The organism is Sorangium sp. So ce204 (genome assembly GCF_051526795.1).
Taxonomy (GTDB): domain Bacteria; phylum Myxococcota_A; class Polyangia; order Polyangiales; family Polyangiaceae; genus Sorangium; species Sorangium cellulosum_B.
In genome coordinates, this window is sequence record NZ_CP150317.1 from 12,984,682 (window position 1) to 13,002,168 (window position 17,487).

The 17,487-nt window shown below is 72.1% G+C and carries 16 protein-coding genes; 7 read left to right on the forward strand and 9 right to left on the reverse strand.

Annotated features, from left to right (window positions below; all coding sequences use genetic code 11):
• Window positions 1-155 precede the first annotated feature (155 nt).
• From WMF22_RS49195 to WMF22_RS49215, 5 genes are all read left to right on the forward strand, one after another.
• Entirely contained in the window at window positions 156-2,144 is a 1,989-nt protein-coding gene (locus WMF22_RS49195; protein WP_437296753.1) for a methyl-accepting chemotaxis protein, read from the forward strand.
• 34 nt (window positions 2,145-2,178) lie between these two features.
• Window positions 2,179-3,177, forward strand: a complete 999-nt coding sequence (locus WMF22_RS49200) for an FHA domain-containing protein (protein ID WP_437296754.1) — start codon at window positions 2,179-2,181, stop codon at window positions 3,175-3,177.
• A 55-nt stretch (window positions 3,178-3,232) separates the two neighbouring features.
• The gene (locus WMF22_RS49205; RefSeq protein ID WP_437296755.1) at window positions 3,233-3,697 is read left to right on the forward strand and encodes a hypothetical protein; all 465 of its coding nucleotides are present in this window, start codon (window positions 3,233-3,235) and stop codon (window positions 3,695-3,697) included.
• A 14-nt stretch (window positions 3,698-3,711) separates the two neighbouring features.
• On the forward strand, window positions 3,712-4,080 hold the full coding sequence (locus WMF22_RS49210; protein WP_437296756.1) for a cupin domain-containing protein: 369 nt from the start codon (window positions 3,712-3,714) through the stop codon (window positions 4,078-4,080).
• Window positions 4,081-4,228: 148 nt separating this feature from the next.
• The gene (locus tag WMF22_RS49215) at window positions 4,229-5,392 is read left to right on the forward strand and encodes a flavin reductase (protein ID WP_437296757.1); all 1,164 of its coding nucleotides are present in this window, start codon (window positions 4,229-4,231) and stop codon (window positions 5,390-5,392) included.
• Window positions 5,393-5,471: 79 nt separating this feature from the next.
• Here WMF22_RS49215 and WMF22_RS49220 read toward each other — a convergent pair whose 3' ends face one another.
• The 9 genes from WMF22_RS49220 to rnr all read right to left on the reverse strand — a co-directional run bounded on the left by WMF22_RS49220 (window position 5,472) and on the right by rnr (window position 14,721).
• Window positions 5,472-6,383, reverse strand: a complete 912-nt coding sequence (locus tag WMF22_RS49220; RefSeq protein WP_012241607.1) for a methylenetetrahydrofolate reductase — start codon at window positions 6,381-6,383, stop codon at window positions 5,472-5,474.
• 40 nt (window positions 6,384-6,423) lie between these two features.
• Window positions 6,424-6,711 (reverse strand): MSMEG_0570 family nitrogen starvation response protein, encoded by a 288-nt coding sequence (locus tag WMF22_RS49225; protein WP_437296759.1) that lies wholly within the window; start codon window positions 6,709-6,711, stop codon window positions 6,424-6,426.
• A gap of 16 nt (window positions 6,712-6,727) precedes the next feature.
• A complete protein-coding gene (locus WMF22_RS49230) occupies window positions 6,728-7,957 on the reverse strand; it encodes an MSMEG_0565 family glycosyltransferase (protein ID WP_437296760.1) in 1,230 nt (409 codons plus the stop codon).
• On the reverse strand, window positions 7,954-8,934 hold the full coding sequence (locus tag WMF22_RS49235; protein ID WP_437296761.1) for a sll0787 family AIR synthase-like protein: 981 nt from the start codon (window positions 8,932-8,934) through the stop codon (window positions 7,954-7,956). The genes WMF22_RS49230 and WMF22_RS49235 overlap by 4 nt, the downstream gene beginning before the upstream one ends.
• Window positions 8,934-9,440, reverse strand: coding sequence for an MSMEG_0567/Sll0786 family nitrogen starvation N-acetyltransferase (locus WMF22_RS49240; RefSeq protein ID WP_438034257.1), 507 nt, complete (start codon window positions 9,438-9,440; stop codon window positions 8,934-8,936). Before WMF22_RS49240 ends, WMF22_RS49235 begins: the two co-directional genes overlap by 1 nt.
• A complete protein-coding gene (locus WMF22_RS49245; RefSeq protein ID WP_437296763.1) occupies window positions 9,337-10,656 on the reverse strand; it encodes an MSMEG_0568 family radical SAM protein in 1,320 nt (439 codons plus the stop codon). The genes WMF22_RS49240 and WMF22_RS49245 overlap by 104 nt, the downstream gene beginning before the upstream one ends.
• Window positions 10,601-11,629 carry a Nit6803 family nitrilase gene (locus tag WMF22_RS49250; protein WP_012241613.1) on the reverse strand — a complete coding sequence of 343 codons (1,029 nt, stop codon included), beginning with the start codon at window positions 11,627-11,629 and terminating at the stop codon, window positions 10,601-10,603. Before WMF22_RS49250 ends, WMF22_RS49245 begins: the two co-directional genes overlap by 56 nt.
• A 14-nt stretch (window positions 11,630-11,643) precedes the next feature.
• Entirely contained in the window at window positions 11,644-12,126 is a 483-nt protein-coding gene (locus WMF22_RS49255; RefSeq protein WP_020742060.1) for an MSMEG_0572/Sll0783 family nitrogen starvation response protein, read from the reverse strand.
• A 222-nt stretch (window positions 12,127-12,348) separates the two neighbouring features.
• Window positions 12,349-14,721: a ribonuclease R gene (gene rnr / locus WMF22_RS49260; protein ID WP_438034258.1), complete on the reverse strand. Its 2,373-nt coding sequence runs from the start codon at window positions 14,719-14,721 to the stop codon at window positions 12,349-12,351.
• 103 nt (window positions 14,722-14,824) lie between these two features.
• On the opposite strand from rnr, the gene WMF22_RS49265 reads away from it, so the two are divergent.
• Both WMF22_RS49265 and add read left to right on the forward strand, forming a co-directional pair.
• Entirely contained in the window at window positions 14,825-16,210 is a 1,386-nt protein-coding gene (locus WMF22_RS49265) for a vitamin K epoxide reductase family protein (RefSeq protein ID WP_438034259.1), read from the forward strand.
• 57 nt (window positions 16,211-16,267) lie between these two features.
• On the forward strand, window positions 16,268-17,461 hold the full coding sequence (gene add / locus WMF22_RS49270; RefSeq protein ID WP_438034260.1) for an adenosine deaminase: 1,194 nt from the start codon (window positions 16,268-16,270) through the stop codon (window positions 17,459-17,461).
• The last annotated feature ends 26 nt before the right edge of the window (window positions 17,462-17,487 follow it).

Consider the following 17,487-nt stretch of genomic DNA (forward strand, 5'->3'; position numbering starts at 1 on the left):
CTGCCCGCGGTAGCTCGCCGCAGCTTGCCGCGCCTCTGCCGCGCGCTCTCCTTGCACCGGGGGGCACTCGCCTCTTACGCTCGGTCGTCCTTCGGGGTCGCCCTTGGCGCGCCGGCCAGCGCGCGCCGCAGCTCGACCGCGCTGGAACGCACGAAATGAACGCCAAGCAGCTCTCCATCCCCATCGCCGCCATCCTCGCGCTCATCGGCCTCGGGCTGAGCTTCGCGTCGAGGTCGCTGGCGGAGTTCTCGGGCCAGCTGTTCATGGTCTTCGGCTTCTCCGCGGCGGGGGCGGTGCTGTACGCGAGCCTCGGAGCCAAGGGCGGCGTCCCCCTGGGAGGCCTGCGCGACGCGCTCCGCGGCGCCGCCCGGGGCAAGCGGCCCAAGCTCCCCGAGGGCGCCCCCGCCGACGTCGCCGAGACCTACGAGCAGATCGCCGACATCGCCGGCCGCCAGCTCGAGCTCGCGGAGGAGCGCCACGCGCTCGCCGAGGAGCGCGACAAGCTCGCGAGGGAGCGCGACGGCCTGAGCCGGGACCGCGACGGCATCGCGAAGGAGCGCGACACCCTCGAGCGGGAGCGGGACAACCTGAGCCGGGAGCGCGACGGGCTCGCGAAGGAGCGCGACACCCTCGAGCGGGAGTGCTCGACGCTCACCCGCAAGGTGAACGATCTCGCGCAGCGCGGCCCCGACATCGACGTCGACGCGCTCGTGGACGCCGTGCTCCGCGCCACCGCCGGCGAGCGGGTGCGCGTCCCGCCGGGCTCGTCGCCCGAGCTGTCGCGCCTCTACTCGGAGCTCAGCGGCATCGCGGAGCGGATCACCCAGGCGGAGCTGCGCGACAAGCAGCGCCGCTCGGAGCTGGCGCAGGCCACCGTGCTCCTCGACGAGCTCTTGCCCAAGCTCAGCGACGGCGTGAGCAGCGTCATGCACGCGAGCGAGCAGGCGACCGTGTACATCCGCGAGATGACGACGGCCCTCGCCAACATCGCGCAGTCGGTCGAGTCGCTCGCGTCGAGCGCGGAGGAGTCGAGCTCGAGCATCCTCGAGATGACGGCCACGAACGAGGAGGTCGCCGAGAACGTCGGCGAGCTCGGGTCGAGCGTGCGCGAGACGGTCTCCTCGATCGAGGAGATGGCCTACTCCATCCGCGAGGTCGCGAAGAACGTCGACGCCCTGGCGCTGACGGCCGAGGAGACGAGCTCCTCGATGAACCAGATGGACGTCTCGATCGACCAGGTCCAGTCGAACGCGAACGAGACGGCCCGGCTCTCGGAGGAGGTGGCGACCGACGCCGAGAAGGGCGCCGAGGCGATCCTGAAGACGATCGGCGAGATCTACCGCATCAAGGAGTCGAGCCAGGAGGCCGTGGCGGTCATCTCGAACCTCGGCTTCCGCATCGAGGCGATCGGGCAGATCCTCGCCGTCATCGACGACGTCGCCGAGCAGACGAACCTCCTCGCCCTGAACGCCGCGATCATCGCGGCCCAGGCCGGCGAGCACGGCAAGGGCTTCGCCGTCGTCGCCGACGAGATCAAGGACCTCGCCGAGCGCGCCGGCGGCAGCACGAAGGAGATCGCCGAGCTCATCAAGACCATCCAGTCCGAGTCGAAGAACGCGATCGCCGCCGTCGAGCGCGGCGCCCACAACGTCGACCGCGGCGTCGAGGTCTCGAACGAGGCCGAGCGGGCCCTCAAGAAGATCCTCGAGAGCTCGCAGAAGTCGACCAACATGGTGCGCGCGATCGCCCGCGCCACGGTCGAGCAGGCCAAGGGGTCGAAGCAGGTCACGGACGCGATCGGGCGCATCGCCGAGACGGTGCAGCAGATCGCCGCCGCCACGGCGGAGCAGGCGCGCGGCTCGGAGCTCATCATGAAGAGCGCCGAGAAGATGCGGACCATCACGCAGCACGTGGAGCGGTCGAGCCAGGAGCAGGCGCGCGGCGGCCGCCAGATCACGAGCGCGATCGAGCAGATCTCGCACGGGGTCAACAGCCTCAACATCTCGCACCGCAGCCAGACGCGCGGCGGCGAGCAGCTCGTCGAGGCCGGCAAGCGCATCGAGGAGGCGGCGCGGCAGCAGGACCAGGCGGTGCGCCAGCTCCTCAGCGCCACCGAGCGGATGCGCCGTACGGCGGCGATTTGAGGCCGAGCCGCCCCCTCGCGCGCAGGCAGCATCGATGGCGTTGACGATCGTGGTGCTCGCGCCCGACGGGGCGGGGAAGGCGGACGGCGGCGAGCTCTCCCTGACGCTGGACGCGCCCCGCGTCATCATCGGGCGCGCGGAGGGCTGCGAGGTGCGCCTCCCCGACACGAGCGTGAGCCCCCGGCACGCGTCGATCCGGCAGCGGGGCGCCACGTACCTGCTCCTCGACGAGGGCAGCGAGAACGGCACGTTCCTCGGCAAGACGCGCATCGCCCTGCGCACGGCGATGCCCCTGAAGAGCGGCGACCGCATCCGCATCGGGCGCGTGTGGCTCCTGCTCCGGATCGAGCCGGCGGTCGCGAAGGCCGCCCCGGCGGCCGCCGCCAAGGAGCTCGCCCTCGAGCTCGTCGCGCGCGGCCTCGCGGCGCAAGGGGAGGATCCGGCGCCGCGCGTGGTCGTCGTCGAGGGCCCCGACAGCGGCCGCGCGCTGCGGATCGAGGAGGCGGCGCGGCCCTACATCCTCGGGCGCGCCAAGGACACCGATCTCGTCCTCGACGACCCGGACGTCTCTCGCCGTCATCTGGCCATTACCCGCAGGGGCGATCAATTCTCGGTTCAAGATCTCGGATCGCGCTCGGGCGCTTCGCTCGACGGCGCTCCGGTGCCTCAGTTCGATACGATCTGGCGTCCTGGACAGGTGCTCGCGATCTCGGGCGATCGGCTCATCTTCGAGCACCCGGCCGCCGAGGCGCTCGCGGAGATCGAGCGCAGCCCGTGTGAGCCGCTCCGTCCAGACGCGGTGTTCGAGCCGCCTTCGATCGAGGAGCCGAAGGCAGCGCATTCCACGCCGACGCCTCCGCCTGCCTCGGTGAGCACGAGTTCGCCGCTCGCGCAGCCCGCTGAAGCGGCTCCGGTGTCTCGCGCGGCGCAGGGAAGTGGATGGGGCTTCACAGAGGCGCTCATTGCCCTGCTCGCGCTCGGTGTGCTGGCGCTCAGCATTGCTGGCCTGTTGTGGCTGCTGGGGCGCTCTTAGCGTCTTGACGTCGCGCGCGCGCAGGGTTCGATGAGCGCAGTCCGGAGGGGTGCGCATGCGTGCGATCCGAATGAGAGCTGACGGCGAGGGCGAGGCCACCGAGGCGGAGCTTGAGGCGGAAGGGATCCGGTGCGGCGCGTTCGACCCGGGCGCAGCCGAGCTCGCCTTGCAGCGCGTTGTCGCGGACCGCGGGTGGACGGACCACGAGGATGTCCGCCGCGACGGGAGCAAGCCGCGCGACGAGGCGGAGAGCGCCAGAGAGGCGGATGAGCACTGCCACCTGGGCGACGAGGTGCGGCTCTTCGTGGAGGGACAGGGCTGTTACGACATCCGCTGCACGAACGACGATTGGCTGCGGATCTGGGTCGGCGCGGGCGATCTCATCGCCGTGCCGGCGCGGCGCTACCATCGCTTCTGGGCGAGCAAGGCGGGCGCGATCCGCTACCTGCAGCCGTACGGCGGCCGTCACCTGCTCATGCAGCTCTACCGCGTGTCCGATGATCGGACGCGCGCGATGTGATCGCGAGGTACCCCATGGCGCATCCCTACCGTCTCGTCACCTCCAGGGCCCGGATCCCCGTCCCTGGCGGCAAGCTCATCGAGGAGATCTTCGGCCGCGTGAACACCGGCACGGAGGGGTTCAGCCTGGCGCACATGGTGGCCCCGCCGGGCTGGAGCGAGCCGGCGCAGACGCCTTCGTTCGGCGAGCTGACGCTCGTGATCCGCGGCCGTGTGCGCGCCGAGATCGCGGGCGAGACGGTCGACGTCTCGGCCGGCCAGGCCCTCTGGACGGAGCCCGATCAGCGCGTCCGCTACAGCAACCCGTTCGACGAGGAGAGCGAGTACTTCGCGCTCTGCATACCGGCCTTCGCGCCGGACCTGGCGCGGCGCGACGCCGAGTGAGCTCCGCAGTGCGCGCGCTGCGCGGCGCGTGATCTTCCGCGCGGCGCCGCTGCATGACGCGCGCATCGCGGTGCGCGGCGCGCGTGCTGGCGCCGCGCGCCGCGCAGATCCTGGATCCCTGGTGGGCGCCGAGCGCGTACTATGCCCCATGCTCTTCGATCCCGCGGAGTTCCGGAAGGTGCTGGGCCAGTTTGCGACCGGGGTCACGCTCGTGACCACGGTGCAGGACGGCACGCCGCAGGCGATGACGGTGAACTCGTTCAGCGCGGTCTCGCTCGACCCGCCGCTCGTGCTGTTCTGCGCGGACAGGCGGTCGCGCACGAGCGCGGCCATCGCGGCGTCCGGGGTCTTCGCGGTGAACATCCTGCGGGAGCAGCAGCGGGAGTTCTCGGACCTGTTCGCCGGCAAGGGCACGGACATCGATCGGCAGGCGGTGCTCACCGAGGCTCACGTGGCCGAGTCGGGCAGCCCGATCCTCAAGGATGTGCTGGCCTTCATCGACTGCAAGGTGGAGCACACGTACGAGGGGGGTGATCACATCATCTACGTCGGTCGCGTGCTCGCGTCGGGCCGGGGGGAGGCGGGCGCGCCGCTCCTGTATTACCGGGGTACGTACCAGGCCCTCGACGACGTCTGGCGGTGGCGCGATCGCTACGCGGCGCGAGAGCAGGCGACCCCGTTCCACGAGCTCGTCGACTTCTTCGATCGCATGCAGGCGGAGGGCCCTTATGCGACGCTCATCGACGAGCTCGTCACGCTGGTCGATCCGGGCGTCGAGGAGCGGTGCCTCGACCTCGGCTGCGGCACGGGCCGCCTGACGCGCGAGATGGGTCGCCGCTGCCACGAGTCGATCGGGATCGACGCGACGGCGGCGATGGTGGAGCGCGCCGCGCAGCGGGCGAAGGCGCTCGGCCTGGACAACGTGACGTTCCGGGAGGCGCTGGCGACGCGGCTGCCGTTCCCCGACGCCTCGTTCGACGTGGTGACCGCGTCGAACCTGCTCCTGCACCTGCCCGAGCCGGGCCCGGTGCTGGCCGAGGCGGCGCGCGTCCTCCGCCCGGGCGGCCGCCTGGCGCTGCTCGAGCCCGCGGCCACGATGAGCCGCGCCGCGATGGCCGGCTACCTGCGCGGCCACCGGTACAACCCGTCGACGGCCCACGCGATGCTGGCGTGGGCCGACGCGGCGGAGGTCACCTACCGCCACACCGAGGACAAGCTCGGCGGCGAGCTCGGCGGCGCAGGGCTCCAGGTCGACCGCCGCGAGCGCCGGATGAACGGCCTCGCGCTGCTCTGGATCGCCCGCAAGGCCTGAGCGCGCCGCCCGAAGCGCCCCGTCACCAGGCACCAGGCACCGGCCCCCCGTCCGGCGCGCGGAGCCCCGCGCTAGAGGCTCATGCCGACCGCCGGAGCCCTGCCTCGTCGACCAGCCGGGGCACCCAGTCCTCCGCGCCGATGGACCGCATGTGGATGCCCGAGAGCCCGGGGATGTCGCGGAGCCCGCGGATGAGCTCCAGCGTGATCCGGTAGCTCTCCCCCTCCGCGTCGCCGCTCAGGCGGACGCGCTCGATCAGGTGATCGGGGACCACGAGGCCCGGCACCTTCTGCAGGAAGCTCAGCCGATCCACGCCCGCGAACGGGAAGATCGCCGCGATGAAGTGCGCCCGCTCGTGCAGCCCGCGCTCCACCACCGCGGCCATCCAGCGGCGCATCGACGCGAGCTCGAACACCGCCTGCACCTGGATGAAGCTCGCGCCCGCGTCGATCTTCGCGGCGAGCCGGTCCATCGCCCCGGCGATCGCCTGCTCCGCGCACGGGAAATCGATGGTCCCGACGTGGAAGTAGGGCGCCGGCGAGACGACGTCTCCGTTGAAGAGCTTCCCCTCGCGCGTCAGCCGGCGGGTCAGCTCGATCGCCGCGTAGCTGTCGACGTCGCTCACCTCCTTCGCGTCGGGATCGGAGCCGATGGCGCACGGGTAGCCGCCGAGGACGATGATGTTCGAGAGCCCGAGCGCCGCCATCCCGAGCAGGTCGCCCTGGAGGGCGATCTTGTTCTTGTGGCGGAGCGAGAACTGGAGCACCGGCTCGAGCCCCTCCTGCTTCACGAAATGGCCGACTGCCATGTTGGCGCAGCGCGCCTGCGAGAGCAGGTGATCGTTGATCTGCACCACATCCACACAGCCCGCCATGTTTCGGGCGTGCTTCAGCAACTTCTCCAGATCGTAGTGACGCGGGGGCGTCAGCTCGGCGGAAACGAGGAACTGGCGCTCGCTGAGGAGGCGCTCCATCTTCGACTTCGTCACCATCTCCTGCTCCTTCCGTCACTCGACGAACCTGAGGACTCCGTCACTCGACGAACCTGAGGACCCGGACCTTGGCCCCGCTCCGGCCGTGGAACCGCGCGGCCGCGCTCGCGATGCGCGCCGCCTCGGCCCGCGCCAGGCTGCAGGGGAACCCATATTTCTTGAAGACCCGCTCGCTCGCGATATCGAGCGCCGTCCGGCAACGCGACACGAAGTCGTCGAGCTCGTAGCTCTCCCCGACGTCGAGGTGCTCCTTCACGACGAGCGACGGAGAGTAACAGACCTGCTGCTCGCCGCTCGGCCACTCGATAACGAAGCGCATCTCCGGCATACGTCGCTCGCTTGTCCTACGTTTGGCGGGATCCAAGGAACTCGCGGTACACGCCGGCCGCGATGCGGGCCGATCGATCCCACGTGTACCGGGCCGCGGTCTCGATCCCCGCGGCGCGGAGGCGCCGCCTCACGCCCTCGTCCAGGATAGCCTCCATCGCGCCGGCGAGATCGTCTGTTCTCGAGGGATCGACGAGCAGCGCGCTCTCGCCGTCGGCGAGGAACTCGGTGAAGGGAGGTTGCGCAGAGCTCACCACCGGCGCCCCCGAGGCCATCGCCTCCAGCAGGACGAGCCCGAACCCCTCGCGGACGGACGGAAAGACGAACGCGTCGGCCAGCCGGTAGAGGGGCGGGATCAGCGCGTCGGGGAGCACGCCCGCGAGGACGAGCGGCGGCGGCGACGCGCCCGCGGGCGAGGGCCATACGCCGCCTTCGCGCGCGATCGCCTCGAACTCGCGCTGGTAAGGCTCGTAGTCGAACAGCGTCTCTCCGCCGGCGATGATGAGCTGGGCTCCGGGCAGCCGCTTCCGCACCGACAGGAACGCCTTGAGCAGGCCGATCGAGTTCTTGCGCGGCTCGACGCCGCCCACGGTCACGTAGAGCGGCGATCCGGTGGCGCCGAGGCGCGCGCGCAGCGCCGCGTCCCGCTCGTCGGGCGTGGCCGTGTAGCGGCGCAGGCTCACGCCGTTCGGGACGATCGCCGCGTCGACGCCGTGCTCGGCCCGGAGCGCCTTCCTCCACGCCTCGCTGACCACGAGGCACGCGTCGGCCTCGCGCACGGAGCGGTCCTGGCAGGCGCGCAGGTACGGGCTGTCGTAGTCGTCGAGGTGGTGCACCGTCCGGAGGAAGTGGGGGACGCGCCCCTCGGCGCGCAGCGCCGCGAGCGCGTTGGCGCTGATGCAATCCTGGGAGTGCCAGACGTCGTGCCGCGCCCCGAGGCGGCGCAGCCCGTCCTCGAACTCCGCGATGCGCTGCTTCACGACAGCGTCGATCCCCGCCGGCGGGGGCGCGGCGGGCACGAGGACCGAGGGGCAGCGCGGCGCGCGGTAGAAGCCGCCCTGGTCCTTGTTCAGCGCGTAGATGCAGACCGAGACGCCGAGGTCGTGGAGCGCCTCCGCGAGCTCGACCGTGTGCACGACGCCGCCGCGCGGCTTGGTCGAGTAGGTGAGGAGCGCGACAGAGAGCGGCGCGCCGGAGGCTTTCGTGGCGCCGGCGCTCATCGCGCCGGCTGGGGTGCGGGCGCTCATCGCGCGCCCTCGCGCGCGAGCCCGGTGAGCGGCTCCGCGGAGAGGTCCCAGAGCGTGTGTCGCTCGCCGGCGGCCTGGAGGGTGAGCCGCCGCGAGCCGTCGACGGCGCCGACCGCCGCGCTCGCGATGCCCCGCCGCGCGAACGCCGAGAGCACGTCGCCGGCGACCCCGGGGCGCACGCTGAGCAGGAAGCCGTAGCTCGGGAACGCGAGCAGCCAGCGCGCGAGCGGGACGTCGCGCGGCCGCGGGACGGCCTCCAGATCGAGCACCGCGCCGGCGCCGGACGTCTCCAGGAGCATGAGCAGCGTCCCAACGACGCCGCCCATGCTGATGTCCTTGCCCGCGTCGCACAGGCCCGCCTCGGCGAGGGCGGGCAGGACCTCGAGGTCGCCGCGGAGCCGCGCCGGATCCGCGCCCGTCGAGGCGTTCCAGAACGGGTGCTCCGCGTGCATCGCGCCGCGCAGATCGATCGCCGCGACGAGCACGTCGCCGGGGCGCGCCGCGAAGCTCGTGATGAGCCGCCGCGCCCGGCCCGCGATGGCCACGGCGAGGGCGTTGTAGGGGCCGCGCGCGCTCGTATGCCCTCCAACGATCGGCACGCCGTAGGCGCGCGACGCGGCGACCATGCCCTCCAAGACCGGCTCCAGCGCGCCGGCCGAGGTCCCCCAGACGACGTCGACAACGGCGATGGGGCGGCCGCCCATCGCGTAGACGTCGCTGACGTTGACCATCACGGCGCTGTAGCCGGCGAACCGCGGGTCCCCTTCGAGGAACGCGGGCCAGATCCCCTCGGCGGCGAGGAGCAGGTAGCCGTCTCCGTCGGGGATGGCCGCGCAGTCGTCGCCGAGCGCCGCGGGTCGCTGGACGGAGCCGGCCGCGCCCGGCGCGCCGGACAGGTGCCGCGCCGGGATCTGCACGTCCCGCTTCGCGAGGACGCCGATCGCGCCGCGCAGCTCGGCCGCGACGCCGCCGAGCATCAGCGGAACCTCTGCCCGGGCGGCGGGCGCGGCTCGTCGCTCGGCGGGTAGCTGTCGAGGTCGGCCTCCATCAGGTGGTGCGGCCGCTCGCGGTGCGATCGCTCCTCGAGGGAGCGCCAGTGGATGCCCTCGAAGAACGGGACGTTGGCCGCCTGGACGAGCGCGAGGAACCGGTGGCACCCCCAGCCGTGGGCGGTGGTGACCGCCTTGTGGACGAGGCCGCGGCCGACCACGCCCTGCTTGCGGTGGGCGCGCTCGACGCCGAGCCGGCCGCCGTACCAGAGGCCGGGCTCCGCCTCGTAGATGCGCACGGCGCCGACGAGCCGCGGGCCCCCGGGCGCCCCGTGCTCCAGGGCGGCGATGGGGAACGCGGAGGCGTCCCAGTCGTCCTCGTCGGTGGTCTTAAACAGCCCTTGCTCGTCGCAGAAGATGGCCCGGCGCAAGCGGAGGTACTCGAGGTACGTGTCCCTGCTCTGCACAAGCTCGAAGCTGTAACGTGGCGTCATCGGAGCTCTCCGAGGTTGGTGTCCATGCCGCGCCGGGTCCTGGCCGCGCCGCGGGCCGGCCTTCTGCCTCGAAGCCCGAGAGCCCCGAGCAGGCGCCGCAGCGGGCGCAGCCCGCCTTCACGTCGGTCGAGCGCAGCCCCGCCCGCGCGAGCAGCGGGCCGATGTGCTCGTAGAGCGCCCGCATGAAGTCCCCCGAGGGCGGCGCGCGATCGGCCCCGGGCGTCCCGGGGATGGGCACGAGCGGGACGAGGAACGGATAGACCCCCAGCGCGATGAGCCGCTCGCTCGCGTCGAGCAGCGACGCCAGGGAGTCGCCGAGCCCGGCGATGAGGTAGGTCGACACCTGGCCGCGCCCGAACACGCGCACGGCCGCCTCGAACGCCTCGAAGTAGCGGGCCACGCTCACCTCGGCCTTGCCCGGCATCGCGGCCGCGCGCACCTCGTCCTCGACCGCCTCGAGGTGCATGCCCAGGCTGTCGACGCCGGCGGCGCGCATCCGCTCGAACCAGGCGAAATCGTCGGGCGGCTCGCACTGCGCCTGCACCGGCAGATCGACGCGCGCCTTGATGCCGCGCGCGCAGTCGGCGAGGTGCGCCGCGCCGCGATCCGCCGAGCGCGGCGTGCCCGTCGTCAGCGTCACGTGCCGCACCCCGTCGAGCCGCGCCGCCGCCTCGGCGACCTCGCCGAGCTGCTCCGGCGTCTTCTTCGCGGTGGTGCGCCCCGCCGCGAGCGACTGCCCGATCGCGCAGAACGTGCAGGCCTTCTCGCGCTCCGTGTACCGGATGCACGTCTGGAGCACCGTCGAGGCGAGGACGTCCGCCCCGTGCAGCAGCGCGATCTTGGGGTAGGGGATGCCGTCCTTCGTCGAGAGGGCGTAGAAGCGCGGCGTCTTCACGAGGGCGATGGGCGCGAGCGCCTGGCCGTCCCGCTCCACCGTCCCCGCGCCGTCGCGCCCGAGCCGCGCGACGAACGGCGACGCCGCCGCCTGGTCGGTGTGGATCGGGATCATCACCGTGGCCCCGCGCAGCGTCGCCGCGACGTGCTGGGTCGGCCCCGCGCCGCCGCGCCGCGAGGTCCACGCCGCGCGGCCGCCGTCGCCCTCGCCGGAGGCGCGCTCCGGCGGGGGCGCGGCGCCCGCCTCGGGGGCGCCCTCGGGGGCTTCAGCCAGCCTCAGGCCGAACGACTGGAGCTCGGTGATCAGCGTCTGGGTATCCATGGTCCACCGCCGCAGGGGCAAGGGAGGAGGCCTTGGGGCTGCCCGCGCCGAGCGTTATCGAGCGCTCCGCCGTATCCATCCAAAGCCGCAGCAAGTCGGGCCGGGCGTAGTGCCCCGCCGCATCCATCATCCGCTTTCGCTTCGTGATCAGGGCGAAATCGAGCTCGGCGACGGCCATCCCCTCGCCGTCGGTCACGGGCGGGCACGCGTGCACGCCCTCGGGCGTCACGATCGCCGTCATGCACCCGCCGCGCAGAACGCCCTGGATCTGCTCGTTCGGAGCGACCTCCCGGACCTGCTCCGGCGTCAGGAAGGCCGTGGCGTTCACCACGAAGCAGCCCGACTCCAGCGCGTGGTGCCGGATCGTCACCTCCATCTGCTCGGCGAAGATGGGCCCGACGAGGGAGCCGGGGAACTGGCTGCAATGGATCTGCTCGTGCTGCGCGATGAGCGCGAACCGCGCGAGCGGGTTGTAGTGCTCCCAGCAGGCCAGCGCCCCGAGCCTCCCGGCCGCGGTGTCCACGGTCCTGAGCCCCGAGCCGTCGCCCTGCCCCCAGATCATGCGCTCATGGTAGGTCGGCGTGATCTTGCGCCGGTGGAGCACCAGGGAGCCGTCGCTGTCGAAGACGAGCTGCGCGTTGTAGAGCGTCCCGTGATCGCGCTCGTTCACGCCGAGCACCACGACCACCCCGTGCGCGCGCGCGGCGGCCGCCACGGCCCGCGTCACCGGGCCGGGGACGGTGACCGCCTCGTCGTAAAGGCGCATGTGCTCCTTCCCCATGGCGGGCGGCGGGAGCACGAAGGAGAAGTACGGGTAATACGGGACGAACGCCTCGGGGAAGACGCACAGCTCGGCGCCTTCCTTCGCGGCCCTGGCGATCGCGGCGACGACCCGCTCGGTCGTCCCGTCCCGGCTGCCGAGGACGGGACTGGCCTGCACCGCGGCCGCCCGGACTTTGCGGTTGAACTCCATGGACCGCGCCCGGATCAGAGCGTCCAGGAGTGGACCATGAACGCGTTCTCCCGGCGGTGGATCAGCTGGATGTCGAGCACGTCGAGCGGGCTGATGGGCTTGATGCCCGGGATCAGCGCGTGCTCGCCGTGGCCGTAGAGCGCCTGCAGCGCGAACCGGCAGGCGTACACCTTGCCGCCCTCCTCCATGAACCGGCCGATCTGCTGGTTCACCGCGAGGTGCCCGGAGAACGCCTCGCTGCCGAGCTTGGGGAAGCCGCGCTGGAGCCCCAGCGTGACGCCCGGCCCATAGAGCAGGATGGATGTCTCAAACCCCTTACGTTGCAGGCGGATCGCCGTCAGCACGTTGACGAGGCCGATGGACCCTTCGAAGGCCACCGTGTGAAAGGTAACCAGCGCCTTCTCTCCCGGCTTCGCCTTGACGTCTTCGAAGACCTTCTCCTCGTAATCGACCAGGAAGTCACCAGCGTTGTAGGCGGGATACGTCGGCTTGGGCATTGGTTACCTCTCTCCTAGAATGAGTTAGTTGAGAACATAGTGGTTTTCTGGGCGCAAGGAAAATGCAGGAACCCTCCCTCTTTATGAGCGGGCCGGGGCATCTCGACGATTTCGACGAGGTTTCGCGCGGTTGTCCGCGAGAACGAGCGTGGCTGGGAAGGCGCTGCGCGCTCGTGCGTTCGAGCGCAAAGCCTGCAGGGAATCGAGCCCTCGGGCGGGCTGCTACCGCTGCTTCTTTCGCACCTTGGCGCTCTTGCCGCCCTTGGTGCGCTTGCTGGTCTTAACGCCCTTCAGGGGCCTCGTGCTCTTGCTGATCTTGACACGACGGGGGGGCCGTGCGTCCGCCGCGTCGCGCCGCAGCCGGCGCGGCTTCGCCTCGTCCGCCGCCGGCTCGCCGGCGAGGCGCCGGCCATAGACGGCGCGCCGGAGGATGGCCACGTCCTCGATCTGCACGAGCATCGCGTCGCCGATCGCGATCCGGTCCCCCGAGCGGCGGCCGATGACGCGCAGCCCCTCGTCGTCGATCTCGTACTGATCCGGGCCGAGCGACTCCATGCGGACGAGCACGTCGACGAAGGGATCCTCGATGTTGACGTAGACGCCCCCTCCCACGATGCCCGTGACGGTGCCCTCGAAGGTGTCGCCGAGCCGGGAGCGCATGAGCAGCGCGCGGTGCAGGTCGACCACCTCGCGCTCCACCTCCATCGCCTTTCGCTCGCGCTCCGACGCGGTGATGGCCGCCTCGCGCAGCCGCTCGGTGGCCGCCTCGCTCCTGTCGACGCGCTCGCCGCGCAGCACCGCGCGGATGGCCCTGTGCGCCGTGATGTCCGGGTACCGCCGGATGGGCGAGGTGAAGTGCAGGTACGCGCTCGAGGCGAGCCCGAAGTGGCCCACGTTCGCGACGTCGTACACCGCCTGCTTCATCGCGCGGAGCAGCAGCATGTGCAGCACCTGCTTCTGCGGGTGCGCGTCGAGCTTCTTCAGGAACACCGACAGCCGCTTGGGGTCGGCCGCGTCCTCGGGGTCGAACGCGAGCCCGAGCTCGCCGCACATCGTCGCGAAGCGCTCGAGCTTCGCCTGGTCCGGGGGCGCGTGGTACCGGAAGACCGTGGGGATGCCCTGGTCGACGACGAACTGCGCGCACGTCTCGTTCGCGAGGAGCATCATCTCCTCGATGAGCTGGTAGGCCTTCGCCACGCCGGGGTCGTGGCTGCGCTTCTGCACGTCGACGGGCGCGCCCGTCTCCGGGTCGAGCACCACCTTCGCCTCGGGCAGGTCGAGGTCGAGCGCGCCCCGCCGCATGCGCCTGCCGCGGAGCAGCCGGGCGAGGTCCCACATCACCTGAAGGTCGTTCCTGAGCGCCTCGGCCTCGGGGCTGCGCGGCGGCTCGGGGGTGAAGCCGAGCGCGCGCGCCACGCCGGGGTAGGTGAGCTTGGCGATCGAGCGGATGTACCCCTCGATGACGCGGGCCCGCCGCACCGTCGCCGTCGCGTCGAGCTCGACCTCGACGCACAGGCAGAGGCGGATCACGCCCGGCAGCAGCGAGCACAGGTTCGACGAGAGCGCCCGCGGCAGCATCGGGATCGCGCGATCGGGCAGGTAGACCGAGTTGCCCCGGCCGAGCGCCGCCTGGTCGAGCGCCGTGCCCGGCCGCACGTAGTGCGAGACGTCGGCGATCGCGATCCAGGCGCGGTACGAGCCGTCTTCCTCGCGGATCACCCACACCGCGTCGTCGTGGTCGCGCGCGTCCTCCGGGTCGATCGTCGGCATGGGCAGGTGGGTGAGGTCCGTGCGCCCCTCGAGCGCCTCGGCCGGCACCTCGCCCCCGAACGCCTCCGCCTCGGCGATCGCCTCGGGCGCGTGCTCCTCCTCGATCCCCTCGCGCACCAGGATCTTGGCGACCTCCACGTTCGGGTCGCCGGGCGTCCCCAGCACGGCCTCGAGCACGCCCTCCGGGTTCTCGTCGGCCAGATCCGGGAAGCGGGCGATCGACACGACCGCCGCGGCGCCGTCCTCCGCGTCGGGCGGAACGAGCGGCCCGCCCGGCTCGCGCGGCACGATCACGATCGGCCCGCGGACGCGCCCGTCGTCCGGCTCGAGCCACGCGCTCCTGCCGCGCCGCCGCAGCACGCCCGCCACGCGCGCGTGGCGCCGCTTGACGACCCGGACGATCTCCCCCTCCACGCCGCGCCGCGAGCGGGTCGAGATGCGCACGAGGACGGTGTCGCCGTGGAGCGCGCCGCCCATCGCCTCGGGCGAGATGTAGACGTCCTCGGCCGCCCCTCCGAGCGCCACGAAGCCGAAGCCGCGCGGGTGCACCGTCAGCGTCCCCTCGCGCTCGGCGCCGCGCGCCTCGACCTGCTTCTGGCTCGTGCGGAAGCGCTGCCCGGGGAGCGCCACGATGCTGCCCTCCAGCGACAGCTCCTCGAGCAGCCGCTGCAGCTTCGCGTAGCGGCCCGGCTCGACCCCGAGGCGCTCGGCGATCTCGTTCGCGTGCAGGGCGCGCTTGAACGAGGACAGCAGGTCGACGACGGCCTCCCGGCGGCGCGCGCCGGAGCCGGTCGTCGGAGGATCTCCGCGAGATGAAGAACGCATGAAACTCGACTAGCACGAGTCTCCTCGCGCTGGCTGTCTCCGCCCGGGTCCGGTATGCCTCGAACCCACCCCTCTTCCACCTGCAACGCACCCGCAACGACCGATGCTGCTGAACTCGATCGCCCTGCTCCTCGCGCTGGTGCTCCTCGTCGCCCTCGCCGGCAGGGGCAACGTCTTCGCGGTGCGTCCGGCCGGCGACCGGCGTGAAGGACGCGAAGGACACGACGGACGGCCTGGGCGCGCGGAGGCCTCTCAGGCGAGCCCCGAGGCGCCTGCGTCGCCGTCCTCGAGCGAGCGGCAGGCTGGGCGCGCCCGGTTCTTCGTCACGCTCTTCCGGCTCGCGCTCTTCGTCGCCATCGCGGCGAGCGCGGCGCTCGTCGTCGAGTACCAGAACGCGGGTGATCCGGCGTTCTGCGGCGTCACGTCGGGGTGCTTCGCCGTCAGGATCTCGCCGTACAGCCGCTTCCTCGGCGTCCCGCTGCCGAACCTCGGCCTCGCCGCCTTCACCGCGCTCCTCACCGCCTCGTTGCTCGCGCGGGCGCGCTGGCACCACGCCGCGATCGCGGCCGCCTCGGCCGTCGGCGGCCTCGCCGCCGTGGTGCTCCTCGGGCTCCAGAGCTTCGTGATCGGCGCGTTCTGCGCGTGGTGCATCGCGGTCGATCTCGCGGCCTTCGCCGCCGCGATCACGTCTGCCCTCGTTGCGCGGCAGGCGCGGCGCATGCCGGCCGGGGCGTTCGAGCGCGCTGCCCAGGGCGGGCCGCTGGGCGTCACGGTGTGGGGCGCGGCCGCCGCGGCCGCGATCGGGTTGCCGTTCCTCTGGGGCAGCCACCCGGTCATTCCGCCGCTCCCGCCGGAGCTCGCGGCGCTGCAGGAGCCGGGCAAGATCACGATCGTGGCCTTCACCGACTTCGAGTGTCCCTTCTGCCGCAGGCTGCACCCCGAGCTGACCAAGATCGAGGAACCCTACGGCGACAGGGTGCGCCACGTGCGCAAGATGGTGCCGCTCCCGATCCACCCCGGCGCGCTCCCCGCCGCGAAGGCCTACGTCTGCACGCCCGAGGACAAGCGCGAGAAGGCCGCGGCGCTGCTCTACAGCGCGTCGCCCAGCAAGCTCACGGACGAGCGCGTCGCCTCCGTCCTCTCGCCGCTCGGCCTCTCCGCCGCGGAGCTCGCGGCTTGCCTCGCCGCGCCTGAGACCCAGGCCGCCATCGACGCGGACGTCGCGCTGTATGGGCGGATGGAGGCGCGCGGGCTCCCGACGACCTACGTCGGCCGGCGGCTCGTTGTGGCGTACAACCCCGAGCGGATCCGCGATGCGCTGCGCCGTGAGGCCGCCGGGGACGACATGAGCTTGCCGCTCCCGTGGCTCTTCGTCGCCCTCTTCGGCGTGGCCGCCGTCGCCGTGCTCGCGGCCGGAAGGGATCGCTCGCGCGGCGCGGCGGACGAGGGGGGCGCCGCGCCCTCGTCGTCCTCGCCAGAGCGATCGTGAGCGACGTCGCGCCCCGCGCTGCCTTTCGCGGCCGGTCGCCGGGTGACAGAATAGCTCATGAGTGATCATCCCGAGCTAGCCGGCAAGCTCCCCCTGGAGTTCTTCCGGCAACTACCCAAGACCGATCTGCACGTCCACCTCGACGGCTCGCTGCGCCTCGAGACGATCATCGAGCTCGCCCGCGCCCACCACGTCGAGCTCCCCACGTACGAGCCGGCGGAGCTGCGCAGGGTGATGAACCTGGGCCAGAACTGCGGCTCGCTCGTCGAGTACCTCAAGGCGTTCGACATCACGCTGCGCGTCCTGCAGACCGAGGAGGCCCTCCACCGCGTCGCCTACGAGCTCGCGGAGGACGCCGCGCGCGAGAACGTGCGCTACATGGAGGTCCGCTACTCGCCGATGCTGCACACCCGCCTCGGCCTGCGGCTCACGAGCGTTGTCGAGGCGGTGCTCTCCGGGCTCAGGACGGCGCGCGACGCGCTGGGCATCGAGAGCAACGTCATCGTCTGCGGCATCCGCAACATCTCGTCGGAGTCGTCGCTGGAGATGGCGGAGCTCGCGGTGGCGTACAAGGGCCGCGGCGTCGTCGGGTTCGACCTGGCCGGCGCCGAGTACGACCACCCGGCGAAGCACCACAAGGCCGCGTTCCAGCTCGTGCGGCAGAACAACATCAACTGCACCATCCACGCCGGCGAGGCGTACGGCCCCGAGTCGATCGCGCAGGCGCTCCACGTCTGCGGCGCGCACCGGATCGGCCACGGCTGCCGCCTGCGCGAGGACGGCGACCTGCTCCACTACATCAACGATCACCGCATCCCGCTCGAGTGCTGCCCGTCGTCGAACGTGCAGACCGGCGCCGTGCGGGACCTCGCCTCGCACCCGCTCAAGCTCTACCAGAGCCTCGGCCTGCGCGTGACCGTCAACACCGACAACCGGCTCGTCACCGACACGACGGTGTCCCACGAGCTCTGGCACTGCCACACGAAGATGGGGTTCGGGCTGAAGGAGATCAAGGCGACCATCGTGGCCGGCTTCAAGAGCGCCTTCCTGCCGTTCCACATCAAGCAGGCCTATCTCCGCCGCGTCACCGAGGATCTCGAGCGCTTCTCGGCGGACGGCTCGATCCGCCCCGCCGTGACGCCCGTGGCTCCTGGCATGGCCGCCGGCCACGACGGGATCGAGATCGCCGCGAGGGACGGGAAGGACGGCAGGCAGGGGCCCCCGGCCTCCGTCGAGAAGGCCGCCAACTGACGCGCTGCCCGCCGGCGCGCCGCGGA

Bases quoted from the DNA above. Each gene is read 5' to 3' on its own strand.
- WMF22_RS49195 (WP_437296753.1), top strand. From the start codon at position 156: ATGAACGCCAAGCAGCTCTCCATCCCCATCGCCGCCATCCTCGCGCTC.
- WMF22_RS49200 (WP_437296754.1), top strand. From the start codon at position 2,179: ATGGCGTTGACGATCGTGGTGCTCGCGCCCGACGGGGCGGGGAAGGCG.
- WMF22_RS49205 (WP_437296755.1), top strand. From the start codon at position 3,233: ATGCGTGCGATCCGAATGAGAGCTGACGGCGAGGGCGAGGCCACCGAG.
- WMF22_RS49210 (WP_437296756.1), top strand. From the start codon at position 3,712: ATGGCGCATCCCTACCGTCTCGTCACCTCCAGGGCCCGGATCCCCGTC.
- WMF22_RS49215 (WP_437296757.1), top strand. From the start codon at position 4,229: ATGCTCTTCGATCCCGCGGAGTTCCGGAAGGTGCTGGGCCAGTTTGCG.
- WMF22_RS49220 (WP_012241607.1), bottom strand. From the start codon at position 6,383: ATGGTGACGAAGTCGAAGATGGAGCGCCTCCTCAGCGAGCGCCAGTTC.
- WMF22_RS49225 (WP_437296759.1), bottom strand. From the start codon at position 6,711: ATGCCGGAGATGCGCTTCGTTATCGAGTGGCCGAGCGGCGAGCAGCAG.
- WMF22_RS49230 (WP_437296760.1), bottom strand. From the start codon at position 7,957: ATGAGCGCCCGCACCCCAGCCGGCGCGATGAGCGCCGGCGCCACGAAA.
- WMF22_RS49235 (WP_437296761.1), bottom strand. From the start codon at position 8,934: ATGCTCGGCGGCGTCGCGGCCGAGCTGCGCGGCGCGATCGGCGTCCTC.
- WMF22_RS49240 (WP_438034257.1), bottom strand. From the start codon at position 9,440: ATGACGCCACGTTACAGCTTCGAGCTTGTGCAGAGCAGGGACACGTAC.
- WMF22_RS49245 (WP_437296763.1), bottom strand. From the start codon at position 10,656: ATGGATACCCAGACGCTGATCACCGAGCTCCAGTCGTTCGGCCTGAGG.
- WMF22_RS49250 (WP_012241613.1), bottom strand. From the start codon at position 11,629: ATGGAGTTCAACCGCAAAGTCCGGGCGGCCGCGGTGCAGGCCAGTCCC.
- WMF22_RS49255 (WP_020742060.1), bottom strand. From the start codon at position 12,126: ATGCCCAAGCCGACGTATCCCGCCTACAACGCTGGTGACTTCCTGGTC.
- rnr (WP_438034258.1), bottom strand. From the start codon at position 14,721: ATGCGTTCTTCATCTCGCGGAGATCCTCCGACGACCGGCTCCGGCGCG.
- WMF22_RS49265 (WP_438034259.1), top strand. From the start codon at position 14,825: ATGCTGCTGAACTCGATCGCCCTGCTCCTCGCGCTGGTGCTCCTCGTC.
- add (WP_438034260.1), top strand. From the start codon at position 16,268: ATGAGTGATCATCCCGAGCTAGCCGGCAAGCTCCCCCTGGAGTTCTTC.